Genomic DNA, 16430 nt, shown 5'->3' with positions numbered 1-16430 from the left:
ATTTTGCCTTGTTTTTTTTAGTATCACAAAGATTACTTTTGTCATGGAAAGGGAATAGGTAATGTGGGGGTGCTATAATTTTGAGAAAAAGCCATATATTGTTATTCATTTTTGTTATTATCTTGTCTGGATGCACAAATTCTGTGAAAGATGAGGACAATGACTATCAGGAAACAAATGCTACTGCAAATCAAAACGAAGAAAATCAAGAAATAATGGCAACCAATCTTCAAGCTCCTTGGGCTATTTCTATGCACGGTGGAACCTTCTTTATCACAGAAAGAGAGGGTGAAATTGTAAAGCTTGAAGACAAATCATCGAAAAGAGAAAACCTCAAACTTAAAGAAAAACTTTTAGTATATGGAGAAGGCGGACTGATGGGAATGGCTTTGCATCCTGATTTTGCTGATAACCGTCTTGCATACATTTATCATACATATGGAACCGAGGAGAAGGTGAGAAACAGAATCATACTTGTAAAATATAACGGTACAGAATGGACAGAGGAAAAAATGCTTTTGGATGACATTCCCGGAGCAATTTTTCATAATGGTGGACGATTAAAAATCGGACCAGATCAAAAGCTTTATGCAACTGTTGGAGATGCAAATATTCCAGAAAGTGCTCAAGATATAACAACACTTTCTGGAAGTATCTTGCGAATGAATTTAGATGGCACAATTCCAGACGATAATCCATTTGACGATTCCTACATTTACTCTTATGGACATCGTAATCCCCAAGGTCTAACCTGGGACGAGGCAAACGATACGATGTACGCATCTGAACATGGACCTTCTGGATATGATGAAATCAATAAAATTGAGGCAGGGAATAATTATGGGTGGCCGCACGTCACAGGAGATGAAAAACGTGAAGGCATGCAAACACCACTCTTTCATTCAGGTAAAAAGACGTGGGCACCTTCAGGATTAGGCTTTCATAATGGAAATCTATATGTAGCAAGCCTTAGGGGTGAACAGATAAGAAAATTAAATCTTGAATCAATGTCTGAAAGCGTAGCATGGAACAATGATGGAAGAATTAGAGATGTATGGATCGAATCAGATACGCTATTTTTTATTTCTAATAATACGGATGGTAGAGGAAATCCTCGAAAGAATGATGACATACTAATGCGGCTACCAATTCAATAGTGAAGGAACAGATACCAATATGAAAACTTTTATTAAAAGAAAAAAATATTTTCTCTTACTTATCGTTATAGTTTTAATTGTTGCAGGTACGAGTATTTATCATAGCTATAAGCCTCTACCTGACGGGGTTTCTTATGAAGGGAAAATTCATTATGTATCGAAGGTGGATTTTTTATATGATCTTACCTATAGCAATGATGATAAAACCATTCAAGAACAAGAAATTTTTAAAAGGATATTCGAAATCATTGATGAAGCAGAAGAATTTATTGTGATTGATATGTTCCTTTTTAATGGATATCATGATGGGGAGAAAGATTATCCACCTATAAGTAAGGATTTAATGGACAGCTTGATGACAAAAAAACAAAAAGAGCCAGAGATTGACATCTATTTTTTAACGGACGAAGTGAATACCACTTATGGATCTCATGAGGCGAAAGAACTATCCATTCTACAAGAAAATGGAATTAACATCGTAAAAACAAATGTAGACGTTTTAAGAGATTCCAATCCTATCTATTCAGGAATATGGAGGGTATTTTTCCAATGGTTCGGTCAAGGTGGAAGTGGCTGGATCCAAAATCCAATGGCCAAAAGTGCACCAGAAACAACTGTTCGATCATACCTAAAGCTATTAAATATTAAAGCCAATCATCGCAAAGTAGTCGCAACGGATAAAACAGCTGTAATTTCATCTGCGAATCCTCATGATGCTAGTGGGTTTCACTCCAATACAGCATTTGAAGTAAATGGCCCGATTATACAAGATATTTTAAAAACCGAACAAGCCGTTATAAATTTCTCTGATGAAGCAGTATTACCTACGTATGAAGGAGAAGAAGAAGGTGGACCAATCGCAGTACAGCTCTTAACAGAAGGAAAAATCTTAAAGCATGTTCTAAAGGAAATCCGCGCAGCAAAAGAAGAGGATACCATCTGGCTTGGAATGTTTTACTTGGCAGAAAGAAAAATCATCGAAGAGCTAATTGCTGCCTCACAAAGGGGAGTGAAGGTAAATTTAATGCTAGACCCTAATGAACACGCCTTCGGTCAACAAAAGATTGGTCTCCCAAATCGACCAGTAGCTGCGGAGTTATCCGAAGAGGGCGAGGGTAATCTGATTGTAAGATGGTATAACACACAAGGTGAGCAATATCATCCTAAAATGATTTATTTTGAAAAACAAAAGGGAGATTCGGTTGTAATAGGGGGCTCTGCTAATTTTACACGTAGAAACCTATATGACTTAAATTTAGAGACCGATATTAAAATAACTGCTGCTAAAGATGAGGATTTCATAAAAGAAGTGGATGCTTACTTTGAACGAACTTGGAATAATGAAGATGCAGTATACACACTTCCATTGGAGAAATTTAAGGATGAGACAACTGGACTGAAGAAAGTCATGTACCGCATTCAAAAATTGTTAAGATTTACAACCTATTAAAATGTCAAAAACCCCCGAAGCTCGATGCCGGGGGCTTTTTTTCATATAGGAAGTACATAAAACAGGACGAAAAAGAAATGCAACACCGTTCCGCCGATTACAAAAATATGCCACACTGCATGATGAAACGGAAAGGCACGCCAAACATAAAAAATGGCACCAAGGCTATAGACAATTCCTCCAGATACTAAAAAGGATATTCCAACGACTCCCACTTTATCAGTGATGCTGTTCCATCCGAAAATAGCCAACCACCCCATTAGAACGTAGAGGAGCGTGGAAGCAAAGATAAATCTCTTAACAAAAAACACTTTAAAAATGGTGCCACCAATCGCAAGCGCCCAAACGATTCCGAAAAGTGTCCAACCAAGTGCGCCATCCATAAGAACAAGAGTAATTGGGGTATAACTACCTGCAATAAAGAAATAGATGGATGAATGATCTAATATCTCAAACACATTCTTCGCTTTGCCTTTAGGTAAAGCATGAAGGAGAGTAGAGGCAGTGTACAGCAATACCATCGTTACTCCATAGACAATAAATGTAACCACATGAAGGGACGTACCATTTAATGCAGAAAATACAATCAATAAAACAAGCGCAGCAATACTCAGTAAAATTCCGATACCATGTGTAATCGAATTAGCAATTTCTTCGCCTTTTGAAAATGTATGAGTTGTATTCATTGGCTTCATCCTTTATTTGCTTCTGCAAATTTATAATAATTTCTCATCATTTACTTTTACTTTTCTCAGATTTATAAACCGGATCGTGTGTAAAACAATCACTTTTGAGACAGCATAGGTTGGGACCGCAAGTAATAAGCCTAACAAACCAGCAAACTTACTTGCAACCAAAAGGATGAAAATAATCGTTATCGGATGCACATCCAGTTTTTTGCCCATAACCTGGGGTGAGATTAGATTGCTTTCTACCTGTTGAACAATGATGACCACAATCAATACCCATAGCGCCATAATCGGATCATCAAAAAATGCCACAATTAAGCTTGGAATCGTCCCAATAAACGGTCCGATGAATGGAATTATATTTGTAAACATAGCTATCAACGCTAGCACAAGAGAATATTCTAGACCAATAATTAAAAATCCAATGTAAATTAATACTCCGACAAAAACACTGACAATAATTTGTCCCTGAATATACGAGCTTAGGGCAATATCCATATCTTTCAGGACATTTTTTCCTTCACGTTCATGCTGCCTTGGGATAAATTTTAACACCTGACCAGGTAATCTGTCCCCATCCTTGAGCATATAAAACAAAACAAAAGGAATGATAACGAGTAATATGAAGAATCCTGTCACCGCACTGATAATATTCAATACATTACTACCGAATGTAGATAAATAGGCATTTAGATTTTCTGCGACTTTGCCCGAAATTTCTTCTAACGAAAAGCGTTCATCCTGTTGAAAGCGAGCTATGTATTCGTTCTCCTGAAGCTCCACCACATATTTCTGAATATCATTTATAATTTCTGGTGTATTTTTCACCAAACTATTAACCTGTTGTTGTAATATGGGACCTAAAAGAAACAATAATAACGTAATAAGCCCTATAAAAGCTAAATAAATGGATAATATTGCGATCCCTCTGGGAACAAACCGAGCGGCAAGATTCACGAGCGGTCTTAGTAGATAGTAGAGGACTCCAGCAAGGATAATTGGTGCGAATAATGTTTGAATCATTATGGTAATAGGAGTGAAAATAAAATCTACTAGAGAAGCAAGAAAAATAATTAATAGGATGACAATTACAGCATAACCCACTTTAAACCACTTCGTCTGTGGCATCCACTACACCTCATTTATTCTAAAGTAATAATATCTAACTATACAGGATGGGGAAGTAAAAGCAATAACTTCACTATCTTTTGTATACGGAATCATAGAAGAAAAAGTTTCATATTTTAAAAAAAGCCCTTATAAGAAGGGCTTTTTTTGTTAGGAATTCAGCTGAGCTAGCTTTTCTTGAACACTTGCATCCTCTAGATACTCATCATAAGTCATTTGTTTATCCATGATACCTTTAGGTGTAAGTTCAATAATACGATTTGCAATCGTTTGGACAAATTGATGGTCATGAGAGGTGAAAATCATGGAACCTTTAAAGTTTATTAATCCATTATTCAGCGCCGTGATGGATTCTAAGTCCAAGTGATTAGTTGGATCGTCCAATAACAGAACATTCGAGCCGCTTAGCATCATTTTTGATAGCATACAGCGAACCTTTTCTCCTCCAGATAAAACACTTGCCTTTTTTAATACTTCTTCACCAGAAAATAACATTCTTCCTAAAAATCCGCGTAAAAAGCTTTCGGTTTGATCATTAGGGGAGTATTGTCTTAACCAATCCACAAGGTTCATGTCTACTCCTTCAAAATAAGCGGAGTTATCTCTTGGGAAAAGAGCCTGAGAAGTGGTTATACCCCATTTATACGTCCCGCTATCTTGCTCCATTCCACCAGCTAGAATCTTTAAGAGCGTCGTATTGGCAATCTCGTTTCCACCAACAAGGGCAATTTTATCATCTTTATTCATAATAAAGCTGACATTATCCAGCACTTTAACACCATCAATCGTTTTTGTTAAGCCCTCTACACGTAGAAGATCGTTTCCGATTTCACGCTCAGGTGTAAAGTTGACATATGGATATTTACGTGAAGATGGTTTGATATCATCAAGAGAAATTTTATCAAGCAATTTCTTTCTTGAAGTAGCCTGCTTGGACTTAGATGCATTTGCACTAAATCTTGCAATAAAGGCTTGTAGCTCTTTAATTTTTTCTTCTTTTTTGCGATTAGCATCTGAAGCAAGCTTAGAAGCCAACTGACTAGACTCATACCAGAAGTCATAGTTACCAACATAGATTTGAATTTTTCCATAATCTAAATCAGCAATATGCGTACACACCTTGTTCAGGAAGTGACGGTCATGGGATACCACAATAACGGTGTTTTCAAAGTTGATTAAAAACTCTTCCAGCCATTGAATAGCTTTTAGGTCCAAGTGGTTCGTAGGCTCATCCAGTAAAAGCACATCAGGCTTACCAAAAAGAGCTTGCGCAAGAAGAACCTTTACCTTTTCACTACCAGTAATGTCCGCCATTTTCTTATCGTGTAATTCTTCGGTTATGCCGAGGCCTTTTAGGAGAATAGCAGCCTCTGATTCTGCTTCCCAACCATTTAATTCTGCAAATTCTCCTTCAAGTTCAGCCGCGCGCATGCCATCTTCATCAGAAAAATCGGCTTTCATGTAAATTGCGTCTTTTTCTTGCATCACTTCATAAAGGCGAGTATGACCCATAATAACGACCTTTAATACTTCGTGTTCTTCATACTCAAAATGGTTTTGCTTTAAAATAGCCATCCGTTCGCCTGGATTCATATGGACATCGCCAGATTGAGCTTCTAATTCGCCGGATAGAATCTTTAAAAAGGTAGATTTACCAGCTCCGTTCGCTCCAATTAGACCATAGCAGTTTCCGGGAGTGAATTTTATATTAACGTCTTCAAACAATTTTCTGTCGCCAAAGCGTAAACTAATATTCGTAACTGTAAGCATGTAATAGATTTCCTCCAAAATTAATGTCGTTGAAATTATACCATTAAATACAGTACGAACAAAAGAAACAAATAGGAAATGAACAAAAAAAAGAACTAACGACATAAAAGTCCTAGTTCACCTATTAGCCCCTGTTAGATACAGCTGGTGATTTCTGCAAAAAGTTTCCGCGTGCTGAGGAGCGATTTGTATACCTCTTTAGGTTTCGCCCTGCCAGGTCTCCAGTCAATCGCTTCATTTCCGCGGGAGTCTCCGCCTTTTGCTCCAATTACCAGCTAGGCACTACATTATTAGGAATCAATAAAGGAATCAATTACTAATAAACATAAATGTAAGCAATCATTGGGGGAGCGTGATGGCCGTTGCTATGAGAATGAGTAGAACATATTAATTTGTATACTCCCGCCTTATCAAAGCGAGTTTGAATAAGGGTTTCTTCTCCTTTTTTGATCACGCCATTAACATCTGTTCCTTCAATGGTAAAAGGGTGTTCATGCCCGTTTACGCCAAATATGCTAATGGTAATATCTTTTCCTTTAGGAACTGTGATTGTTCCTGGGTCAAATCTGTATGCTTCCATTTCTGTTCCGTCTTCCATCTTTGCTTTAAATTCCGACGTGATCATATGGAAGATTAGCTCCTCTTCTTGTGCTTTTCCGGTAGTTGGAACAACTCCATTGTTTACCACATACCATCCACCAAACGCACTGATGATACAAAGAATAGTGGTCACAATAACGTTTTTCTTTATCACATAAAATTTCATTAAAAAATTCCCCCTTTTATCCATACAGTTCTTTTTAATATGTATGCAAGGGAAGGGGAAAGCTTGTCTAAAAAGTTATAAAAACAGATAAAAAGCTGATGGTGATTTCTGCAAAATGGCTCGGTGGTGTAGGAGTCTTGTTTTTTTGCGCTAATTAACAGTAAGGGAACAAAAAAACGTAAGGGGAATAGATGATTCTCCCTTACGTTCTGTAATTTAATGAACCACGATAATCATTTTGGTAAAATCTTTGAGCGTGTAAGGAACCTTACACCTTCCGGACCTTCAAGAGAGAACATCCCACCTCTGCCATTTACAACATCAATAATGAGCTGGGTATGTTTCCAATACTCATATTGTTTCTTGTTCATATAAAAGGGGGCGTTTCCGATTTCACCAAGAAGAACATCAGAATCTCCAATCATGAATTCATCTTTTGGATAGCACATAGGAGAGCTTCCATCACAACATCCGCCCGATTGGTGAAACAGAACTGGACCATGCCTCTTTTGAAGCTTTTCAATAAGTCCTAGTGCTGAATCAGTTGCAAGAACCTTTTCCATCTTAAAAGAATCCTAGTTTTTGAGGACTGTAGCTCACAAGCAGGTTTTTCGTTTGCTGATAATGTGATAGCATCATTTTGTGATTTTCTCTACCAATCCCACTCATCTTATAGCCACCAAATGCTGCATTGGCAGGGTATGCGTGATAGCAGTTTGTCCAAACGCGTCCTGCTTCAATTTGACGTCCAAAGCGATAAGCCGTGTTCACATCTCTTGTCCATACGCCGGCGCCAAGTCCATATAGCGTATTGTTGGCGATTTCTAAAGCTTCTTCCGGAGTTTTGAAGGTTGTCACAGATACAACTGGACCAAAAATCTCCTCTTGGAAGATTCTCATTTTATTATCACCCTTGAAAACAGTTGGTTTGACATAATACCCACTCGCAAGATCACCTTCAAGCATATTTCGCTCCCCACCAGCAAGAAGTTCAGCACCTTCTTGTTTTCCAATATCAAGGTAGGAAAGAATTTTTTCTAATTGCTCAGAGGATGCCTGTGCACCAATCATTGTTTCAGAATCTAAAGGATTTCCTTGTTTGATTTGAGCAACACGCTCTAAGGCACGTTCCATGAATTTATCATAGATTGATTCTTGAATTAGCGCTCGGGAAGGGCACGTACAAACCTCACCTTGGTTAAGTGCAAACATAACGAAGCCTTCCACCGCTTTATCAAAGAAGTCGTCATCTTGGTTTAATACATCCTCAAAAAAGATGTTAGGAGATTTTCCACCAAGCTCTAACGTAACAGGAATAATATTTTGGGAAGCATATTGCATGATGAGTCGACCGGTAGTGGTCTCACCAGTGAACGCAATTTTAGCAATTCTATCACTTGAAGCGAGAGGTTTTCCAGCCTCCACGCCAAAACCATTTACGATATTTAATACTCCAGGAGGAAGGAGATCCCCAATCAATTCGATTAAAACCATAATGGATGAAGGTGTTTGTTCAGCAGGTTTTAAAACTACGCAGTTTCCAGCTGCAAGTGCGGGAGCCAGCTTCCAAGTAGCCATTAATAATGGAAAGTTCCAAGGGATAATTTGACCAACTACTCCTAATGGTTCTTGGAAATGATAGGCGATGGTATCATTATCAATTTCTCCTATCGAACCCTCCTGTGAACGGATACACCCTGCAAAATAACGAAAGTGATCAATAGCAAGAGGTAAATCAGCCGCCATCGTTTCTCTGACAGGCTTCCCATTTTCCCAGGTTTCCGCCACAGCAAGCATTTCTAAATTATCTTCCATACGATCGGCAATTTTATTTAAGATATTTCCTCTTTCGGCAACAGACGTTTGGCCCCAAGCTTTTTTTGCCTTATGGGCAGCATCTAATGCGAGTTCAATATCTTCTGAAGAAGAACGAGCAATTTCACAAAAAACCTGTCCTGTTACTGGAGTTACATTTTCAAAATACTCTCCCTTTACTGGTGCTACCCATTCTCCGCCGATATAGTTTTCATACCGGCTCTTAAAAGTAACCTTTGAATCTTTTTCACCAGGGTTTGCATAGATCATGAAAAATCCTCCTTTAAAATTCAATTAATAGGCTGATAAATATGTAAGCGCATACATAAAGAAAAATAAGACAACCTATTGTAAGGTAAATTGTAAACATTCTGATAATAAAACGCAAATGATACGCAGAATGATAGGAGAAAACAGGCTTTTCCTGTTTGCAGAGTATAAAATTATAAGATAGACTGTTACTGTTATAAACCTACTAAAATCCCCCCAAAAACAATTCCCTTACAAATGATACGATGTAGAAGAGGTGTATTTCACATGTATGAACAAGGAAAAAAACTATTACAATCTTATTTTGGTTACGAAGATTTCAGGGAAGGGCAAAAAAACATCATCGAGAGCATTTTAAACAATCGCAATACTCTAGGAGTGATGCCAACTGGTGGTGGAAAATCCATCTGTTATCAAATTCCTGCACTGATGTCAGAAGGACTAACCATTGTCATTTCCCCACTAATTTCTCTGATGAAAGATCAAGTGGATGCATTAAATGATTTAGGAATTTCAGCCACGTTTATAAACAGCTCCTTAAATGGTGGGGAAATCCGTGAAAGAATGGAGCAGGTGCTCAGCAGGCAAACGAAAATACTTTACATAGCTCCAGAAAGACTAGATTCCTATGATATGAGAGAGATTCTAGAGAAATTATCCGTATCTCTTATTGCCATAGATGAGGCTCACTGTATGTCACAATGGGGGCATGACTTCCGGCCAAGCTATAGAGAAGTTGGCTTATTTACAAAACGAATCCCCGGTAATCCTGTTGTCGCAGCATTCACTGCCACTGCTACTAGACAGGTAATTTCTGATATCCAGCAACTCCTTATGATTAAGGAGGAAAATACTTATGTGACAGGATTCACTCGTGATAACTTATCCTTTTCTGTGTTACGTGGACAGAATAAAGATGCATATCTAGAAAGGTTCCTCCAAGCCAATAAAGAAGAAGCAGGAATTATTTATGCCACTACAAGAAAAGAAGTAGATCAAATTCAACGTAATCTTAGTAAAAAAGGGTATCAAATTGGAAAATATCATGCGGGATTATCAGAAGAAGAACGATTGCTCTATCAAGAGGATTTTCTTTATGATCGAACAAAATTGATGGTTGCCACGAATGCTTTTGGGATGGGGATAGACAAAAGCAACGTCCGGTTTGTTGTTCATTACAATATGCCTAAAAATGTAGAAGCATACTATCAAGAGGCTGGACGTGCAGGCAGGGATGGAGAAAAAAGCGAGTGTATTCTCCTTTTTAATGCAAGAGATATTCAAATTCAAAAATTTCTAATAGAGGAGAGTGTCGGTTCACCTGAAAGAAGAAAGCAGGAATACCAAAAACTGCAGGCAATGATGGATTATTGTTATACCCAGCGTTGTTTACAATCCTATATTGTGCACTATTTTGGTGAGGAGACAAATGAAACTTGCGGAAGATGCAGTAATTGCTCAAACGAATTCTCAGAGCAGGATATTACGCTTGAAGCTCAAAAAATCTTCAGCTGTATTCACAGAATGAACGAGAGATTTGGAGCCTCTCTTGTTGCAAAAGTTCTAAAAGGGTCAAAGGATAAAAGAATACAACAATTCCGCTTTGACAAACTGCCAACCTATGGTCTAATGAGCTCCTCTACGGAAAAAGAACTGGTGGACACAATCAACATTCTCATTGCGGAAGGCTATTTGTTTTTGACAGAGGGGCAATATCCAATTGTTAAACTTGGAAAAAGAATTGTGCCTGTACTGAAGGGTGAGGAAAAAGTAATCATTAAAAGGAAAGAACAGGTTCAGGCCATTGTTGAGAACAATGAGATGTTTGAAGTGTTAAGAGCACTCCGTCTAAAACTGTCGAAAGAAGAACAGGTTCCCCCATATATCATTTTTTCAGACAAAACACTCAAGGAAATGTGCAAGGACGTACCGCTTGATAAAACAGCTTTTCTTGAAGTAAAAGGAGTCGGAGAACAAAAAGTAGAAAAATATGGTGCCCTTTTTCTTGAAGCAATAAATGAATATGTCAAAAAGTCCAAATCCCAAGCCGAGGTTTAGATATTTTTACGAGGGGAATAATACCTCCAAGCAATGAATCAATAATAATGGAGGCGTTAATCATGAATACACGTCAAATGAAAAAGCCACTATTGATTGCAGGAGTAGCAAGCTTAACCGGCGCAGGATTACTAGCATATAAACCATATAGAGAAAAACTTTCCGCATTCACAAAGAAAGCAAAATACAAGCTCATCCCAATGAAATACAGAAGTACGGACCTTCCCATTGAAAAAGCAGGAAATCCAGATCCACAAGACATCGAAGACAATAGCATGGTAAGTGAAGGCGCACAATACTCTGTAGATTATTACAACAAAAAAATGCAATAACAAAGAAGCAAGCCGGTATTGGCTTGCTTTTCGTATGAAGCGTAGTAATTGTCACAGAGGGTTTTTTAGTGTAAAATTCCTTCACATATACATAGTAAAGGGGTAGAGCGATGACGTTAAAAAAACATGAATTTGCAACATTTGCAGGAGGCTGCTTTTGGTGCATGGTAAAGCCATTTGATGAACTACCTGGTATTATCAACATTGAATCTGGTTATACAGGGGGAGACATCATCAATCCGAAATATGAAGAAATTAAACAAGGAACCTCAGGTCATTATGAAGCAGTCCAAATTACATATGATCCCTCTTTGTTTCCTTATGAAAAATTACTAGAGCTATATTGGCCACAAATCGATCCTACTGATGATGGGGGACAATTTTTTGACCGTGGACCACAATATCGCACGGCAATTTTTTACCATACGGAAGAACAAAGAAAGCTTGCAGAAAAATCAAAAGAAGAGGTTGCTTCTAGCGGAAGGTTCAATAAACCAATCGTGACAGCTATTAAACCAGCCAGCACGTTTTATGTAGCAGAGGAATATCATCAGAAGTTTTATAAAAAGAATCCAGAGAAATATAAACAAGAAAGAGAAGAGTCTGGGCGAGATGCTCATATAAAAGAGTTTTGGGGAGAAGAATATACAAAGTAAAAGAAGGGAGGTCATCATTTGATTCATTTGTTTACACATAACGATTTGGACGGAGTAGGCTGCGGTATCGTTGCAAAGGTAGCCTTCGGTGACAAGGTGAAAGTTCACTACAATTCCGTTGGTAGCTTGAATTATCAGGTTGCTGATTTCATGGAAGAAGTAACGAAGGAAAATCAATTATACATAACTGATCTTTCTGTGAATGATGATAATGCAATAAAAATTGATGAATTTGTTAAAGCTGGCGGCTTTGCACAGTTTATTGATCATCATAAAACTGCGTTACATTTGAACGAATTTAGTTGGGCATCGGTTACAGTGGAATATGATGACGGAAGATTGACTAGTGCTACTTCATTGTTTTATGAATATTTAATAGAACAAAATTTACTCTCAAGGTCTCCCTCATTAGATGAAGCCGTTGAACTCATCAGACAATATGATACGTGGGAATGGGACAAAAACAATAATATAAAAGCTAAAAAGCTTAATGATCTTCTCTATATGATATCTATTGATGATTTTGAAGCAAGGATGCTTGATAAGCTTAAAAAAGCGGACCGTTTTGATTTTGATGATTTTGAATCACAAATCTTAGAGATGGAAGAGCAAAAGCTTGAGAGATATCTTCGTAAAAAACGACGTGAGATTATTCAAAAGCCAGTAGGAGAGCATTGGGTAGGAATTATTCACGCAGAACAGTTTTTATCTGAGGTTGGGAATACGTTAGGAAAAGAAAATGCTCATCTCGATTATATTGCAATGATAAGCATGGGTAGTAAACGAATTAGTTTAAGAACTATCCATGATGATGTGGATGTATCGAAAGTGGCAGCGAAGTATGATGGGGGAGGCCATGCTAAAGCTTCCGGCTGTCAGTTAAATGAAGAAGCCTATAAAAGCTTCGTAGCAGAAGCTTTTCCATTAGAACCATTAAAGCAGGATGCACAGAAAAACGTATTCAATATTAAAGAATCACCCAATGGTGTTCTTTTTGATTCAAAAGATAAAGGATCATTCTTTCTTAGTCCAAAAAATGACGGTTCTTGGCAGATCGAAAATAAAGGGAAACTATTGGAGCATTCATTTTCTACTTTTCATGATGCAGAAAAGTTTGTAAAAAGAAATCATGCTGCTTGGCTAGTGAAAGACGAAGACTATGTCAATTTCCTAGTGGAGAATATTCGAAGGCTTAAAAATATGTAAAATGAATTAGGAGAGAATGTAAATGGCGATTAAAAGATTAGAACATGTTGGTGTGATGGTCAAAGACATCGAAGCTTCTATTGATTTTTACACAAATATTGTTGGGTTTACACTCAAAGGAAAGTTAGACCATCCAAACGGGGAAATTAAGCTTGCATTTTTAGGATTTAGTGAAGAAGGCGAAACAGAGTTAGAGTTGATTCAAGGATATAATGACCAGCTTCCTACTGAAGGAAAAGTCCATCATTTAGCGCTCACCGTAGATTGTATTGAAACCGAATACGAGCGACTAAAAAAGCAAGATGTCACTTTTATAGAATCGGAAATTACAACCTTGCCTAATGGTGCAAAATATATCTTTTTTAGTGGACCAGACGGAGAGTGGATTGAATTATTTGAACGAAACAACTAATAAAACGGGCAGTGTTCCTACGAACACCGCCCGTTTTAGATTATTGCTTGTTCATTTCTTTTGCTTTGGCACGTGAGCTTTTCAACATATGCTTATACGTGAATCCTAGGCAGATGATACCCGTGAAGGAACATATATAGCGTACGATGGACAACCAATCCAAAAAAGTCACCTCTTAGAAACGATTTGTTCCTATTTTCTCTTTAAGAGATGACTTTTATTCATCGCCCGTGTTCATTACGGTTGTGGCTTCATCTTAGTCTATATATTTTTTATTCAAACGTTCCAATACCATTTTTAAATCTGAAGGTTTTAGCATTTCTACAGGGGAGACATTTTTCTCGAATTGAAGAAAGTCTCCTTCTAAAAGTACAACATAGCGGTTGTTTATTTTTGCAATATGAACATTCTCGCCAAAGTCTGCTAAAAGACCTTTAACTGATAGGTGATCAAGCTTAAACTTCAGCTCAATGTCAGGCGTTTCTTCTACTAGGCTTGCTGAAGCTTCAATAACTTGTTCATCGCTCCAGCGTTCCTGTAATTCTCTTTTTGGAGAGGTTGCCCACGCTTCCATGGCTTGTTCCATTTTTTCCTTTTCTTCACTTTCCTCCAAATAGGTCTCAGAAAGCTCTTGATGCACCATTCCCATCACCTGATGTTTGATAATTTCAGGCATGGATTCGCCATATTCTACATATTTCAAAAAATCCTCAAAATAACGTGAGTGAGAGGACTGATGGATTTTTACTTCCCCTTCTTCCACCATGCCTTCCTCTGGCATAAAAGGGTATTGAATAGACTTCATGTTTTTCGTTGTAATGGCCATTTGAACATTACGAATCAAGGTTTTTTGGTCTGTAATAGAGGCAACCTTTTGCTCAAAATCACATTTTAGGATAAATACAAACGGCTCATCGAAATATTTGTTTAGTTTTGCCTTAGCAACTAAAAGCACTCCACCTCGAACAGCAGTTGTATCCGTATAAGTAGCGGCTACCTCATCACAAGCTTTTGAAAAATCCTCTACACTTTCTGCCAAACGGATTCTTTGAAATAAATTATAATTTGGGTTGGAGCCTAAATCATAGCCTTGTTCCACCATAAACCGACCTATCTTTGTAGGAACCTGTTCGTTTTTGGGATGTCTATCTACTTTTCTTTTCGATATTTTCATCAGTTCACCATCAAGAAAATCTTTAAGCGCACTTTCTTCATACATCGCTTCATCTAACACAGACATTTGCTTGAACTGTTTTTTTGCATTATCTCCACTGCCTTCTATTTCAATAACATAAAACGCAAGAGACTTAATATCAAAATCCATTGTTTTCACCATACTTCAATATAATCTATTTTTCTACCTATCTAAGTATAGATAGGGGATGGATGTAGGTCAATGTTAGCTATTCATTTCTCTAATTTTTCTATCCGAGGGCAATAGGAAGGTGAGGAGTCCTATCATTGGTAGACAAACGGTAAAAAAGATCGTATTTTTTAGCCCAATCCAGTCAGCTAATACACCGAGTGCCACTGAACCAACTGCACCCATTCCAAATGCCAAACCAACAATTAATCCTGATACTAATCCAATTCTTCCTGGAACAAGCTCTTGCGCATATACAACTGTCACGGAAAAGCTAGACAAAATAATAAATCCAATGACCGCCATCAACACATAGGAAAAACTCGGGCCTACAAATGGGAGTAATAATGCAAGGGGAGCAGAGCCTAGCATGGATAACGATATCACAACCCTTTTACCAAATCGATCAGCAAGCGGTCCTCCAAAAAAGGTTCCTATTGCTCCAGCACCTAAAAATACAAAAATATAAATCTGTGAATCTGCAATCGGTAGACCGTATTGTTCTATGGCATAAAATGCATAAAAATTTGTGATTCCAGCATGAAACCAAGAACGAGCAAACACGAGAAACACCAAAAGGCTAATGGAAAAAATAATCACTTGTTTATGCGTAACAGTGGATTTCTCATTTGATTTTATTGCAACAACTTTTTTAACTGGCTTACTTTTTAACACTTGTTGTTTGTACCAAGCTGCGATGAAAAGGAGAAGGAAAACAGCAGCGGCTGCTACAAGCGTAAACCATAACGCCCCTATCTGACCTAGTGGCAATAGAATGAAGGCTGCCATTAAGGGAGCTAATGCTTGCCCCGAGTTTCCACCAACCTGATAAATGGATTGTGCGAGTCCTCTGCGGTTTCCTGCAGCCATATAAGCAACCCGAGAACCTTCTGGGTGGAAAGCTGCAGAGCCAAGTCCGATAAATAGGACAGAAAGTAAAATAATCCAAAATGATGGAGCCAATGCTAGCCCGACGATTCCAAACAAAGATAAGGTAAGTCCAATAGGCAAGGCATAAGGGGAGGGCTTTTTATCTGTATAAATACCTACAACAGGCTGAATCAAAGAAGAAGTTGCATTCAAAGCAAATGCGATAAGTCCTAATTGAGTAAAAGTTAAACCCATGGATTGCTGAAGCACTGGAAATAAAGCAGGGACCACTGATTGTAGTGCATCATTCAGAAGGTGGGCAATGCCAATGACTATAAGGATAGGATAAACCGTTTGAGATTTTTCTTGTGTTGCAGAGAGGGAAAGTTTTTGTGCCTGCATCATTTGAACTCCTTTATTTTTCGATAGCACTATGATAGCACGAAAGAGGAAGGGTTGTGGGATTTTTTTCGAGAGTCGAAATATTA

Annotated in this window: 15 protein-coding genes; 7 read left to right on the top strand and 8 right to left on the bottom strand. The window is 37.9% G+C overall.

Annotated features, from left to right (window positions below; all coding sequences use genetic code 11):
• The first annotated feature begins 80 nt into the window (after positions 1–80).
• Positions 81–1157 carry a PQQ-dependent sugar dehydrogenase gene (locus tag FIU87_RS10720; protein WP_152444588.1) on the top strand — a complete coding sequence of 359 codons (1077 nt, stop codon included), beginning with the start codon at positions 81–83 and terminating at the stop codon, positions 1155–1157.
• A gap of 19 nt (positions 1158–1176) precedes the next feature.
• Complete coding sequence (locus tag FIU87_RS10715) at positions 1177–2607, top strand: phospholipase D family protein (protein WP_152444587.1); 1431 nt, start codon at positions 1177–1179, stop codon at positions 2605–2607.
• 41 nt (positions 2608–2648) lie between these two features.
• On the opposite strand, the gene FIU87_RS10710 is transcribed toward FIU87_RS10715, so the two are convergent.
• The 6 genes from FIU87_RS10710 to adh all read right to left on the bottom strand — a co-directional run bounded on the left by FIU87_RS10710 (position 2649) and on the right by adh (position 9045).
• Entirely contained in the window at positions 2649–3293 is a 645-nt protein-coding gene (locus FIU87_RS10710) for a PAQR family membrane homeostasis protein TrhA (RefSeq protein WP_152444586.1), read from the bottom strand.
• Positions 3294–3323: 30 nt separating this feature from the next.
• Entirely contained in the window at positions 3324–4424 is a 1101-nt protein-coding gene (locus tag FIU87_RS10705) for an AI-2E family transporter (protein ID WP_152444585.1), read from the bottom strand.
• Positions 4425–4574: 150 nt separating this feature from the next.
• Positions 4575–6194, bottom strand: a complete 1620-nt coding sequence (locus FIU87_RS10700) for an ABC-F family ATP-binding cassette domain-containing protein (RefSeq protein ID WP_152444584.1) — start codon at positions 6192–6194, stop codon at positions 4575–4577.
• Positions 6195–6510: 316 nt separating this feature from the next.
• On the bottom strand, positions 6511–6960 hold the full coding sequence (locus tag FIU87_RS10695; protein WP_152444583.1) for a cupredoxin domain-containing protein: 450 nt from the start codon (positions 6958–6960) through the stop codon (positions 6511–6513).
• A 233-nt stretch (positions 6961–7193) separates the two neighbouring features.
• Complete coding sequence (locus FIU87_RS10690) at positions 7194–7523, bottom strand: DUF779 domain-containing protein (RefSeq protein ID WP_152444582.1); 330 nt, start codon at positions 7521–7523, stop codon at positions 7194–7196.
• Between the two features lies 1 nt (position 7524).
• Complete coding sequence (gene adh / locus FIU87_RS10685) at positions 7525–9045, bottom strand: aldehyde dehydrogenase (protein WP_152444581.1); 1521 nt, start codon at positions 9043–9045, stop codon at positions 7525–7527.
• A gap of 267 nt (positions 9046–9312) precedes the next feature.
• Here adh and recQ point away from each other — a divergent pair, with 267 nt between their 5' ends.
• The 5 genes from recQ (at position 9313) to FIU87_RS10660 (ending at position 13709) form a co-directional block, all read left to right on the top strand.
• Positions 9313–11103, top strand: coding sequence for a DNA helicase RecQ (gene recQ / locus FIU87_RS10680; RefSeq protein ID WP_152444580.1), 1791 nt, complete (start codon positions 9313–9315; stop codon positions 11101–11103).
• Positions 11104–11165: 62 nt separating this feature from the next.
• A complete protein-coding gene (locus FIU87_RS10675; RefSeq protein ID WP_152444579.1) occupies positions 11166–11435 on the top strand; it encodes a hypothetical protein in 270 nt (89 codons plus the stop codon).
• A gap of 110 nt (positions 11436–11545) precedes the next feature.
• A complete protein-coding gene (msrA, locus tag FIU87_RS10670) occupies positions 11546–12091 on the top strand; it encodes a peptide-methionine (S)-S-oxide reductase MsrA (RefSeq protein WP_152444578.1) in 546 nt (181 codons plus the stop codon).
• 18 nt (positions 12092–12109) lie between these two features.
• A complete protein-coding gene (locus FIU87_RS10665; protein ID WP_152444577.1) occupies positions 12110–13297 on the top strand; it encodes a DHH family phosphoesterase in 1188 nt (395 codons plus the stop codon).
• A gap of 22 nt (positions 13298–13319) precedes the next feature.
• The gene (locus FIU87_RS10660) at positions 13320–13709 is read left to right on the top strand and encodes a VOC family protein (protein WP_152444576.1); all 390 of its coding nucleotides are present in this window, start codon (positions 13320–13322) and stop codon (positions 13707–13709) included.
• Between the two features lie 256 nt (positions 13710–13965).
• Here the strand turns inward: FIU87_RS10660 and FIU87_RS10655 are convergent, their stop codons facing one another.
• Together FIU87_RS10655 and FIU87_RS10650 are read right to left on the bottom strand one after the other, a co-directional pair.
• A complete protein-coding gene (locus FIU87_RS10655) occupies positions 13966–15033 on the bottom strand; it encodes a DUF3900 domain-containing protein (RefSeq protein ID WP_152446511.1) in 1068 nt (355 codons plus the stop codon).
• Between the two features lie 75 nt (positions 15034–15108).
• The gene (locus FIU87_RS10650; protein WP_152446510.1) at positions 15109–16344 is read right to left on the bottom strand and encodes an MFS transporter; all 1236 of its coding nucleotides are present in this window, start codon (positions 16342–16344) and stop codon (positions 15109–15111) included.
• Positions 16345–16430 lie beyond the last annotated feature (86 nt).

Origin of the sequence: Bacillus sp. THAF10, from assembly GCF_009363695.1 — a bacterium.
Lineage (GTDB): Bacteria > Bacillota > Bacilli > Bacillales > Bacillaceae_I > Sutcliffiella_A.
The sequence above is the reverse complement of the archived record's forward strand: the minus strand, read 5'-3'. Positions and strand labels throughout refer to the sequence as shown.

Coding starts and splice junctions, on each gene's coding strand:
- FIU87_RS10715 (WP_152444587.1), top strand. CDS start 1,177: ATGAAAACTTTTATTAAAAGAAAAAAATATTTTCTCTTACTTATCGTT.
- FIU87_RS10710 (WP_152444586.1), bottom strand. CDS start 3,293: ATGAATACAACTCATACATTTTCAAAAGGCGAAGAAATTGCTAATTCG.
- FIU87_RS10705 (WP_152444585.1), bottom strand. CDS start 4,424: ATGCCACAGACGAAGTGGTTTAAAGTGGGTTATGCTGTAATTGTCATC.
- FIU87_RS10700 (WP_152444584.1), bottom strand. CDS start 6,194: ATGCTTACAGTTACGAATATTAGTTTACGCTTTGGCGACAGAAAATTG.
- FIU87_RS10695 (WP_152444583.1), bottom strand. CDS start 6,960: ATGAAATTTTATGTGATAAAGAAAAACGTTATTGTGACCACTATTCTT.
- FIU87_RS10690 (WP_152444582.1), bottom strand. CDS start 7,523: ATGGAAAAGGTTCTTGCAACTGATTCAGCACTAGGACTTATTGAAAAG.
- adh (WP_152444581.1), bottom strand. CDS start 9,045: ATGATCTATGCAAACCCTGGTGAAAAAGATTCAAAGGTTACTTTTAAG.
- recQ (WP_152444580.1), top strand. CDS start 9,313: ATGTATGAACAAGGAAAAAAACTATTACAATCTTATTTTGGTTACGAA.
- FIU87_RS10675 (WP_152444579.1), top strand. CDS start 11,166: ATGAATACACGTCAAATGAAAAAGCCACTATTGATTGCAGGAGTAGCA.
- msrA (WP_152444578.1), top strand. CDS start 11,546: ATGACGTTAAAAAAACATGAATTTGCAACATTTGCAGGAGGCTGCTTT.
- FIU87_RS10660 (WP_152444576.1), top strand. CDS start 13,320: ATGGCGATTAAAAGATTAGAACATGTTGGTGTGATGGTCAAAGACATC.
- FIU87_RS10655 (WP_152446511.1), bottom strand. CDS start 15,033: ATGGATTTTGATATTAAGTCTCTTGCGTTTTATGTTATTGAAATAGAA.
- FIU87_RS10650 (WP_152446510.1), bottom strand. CDS start 16,344: ATGCAGGCACAAAAACTTTCCCTCTCTGCAACACAAGAAAAATCTCAA.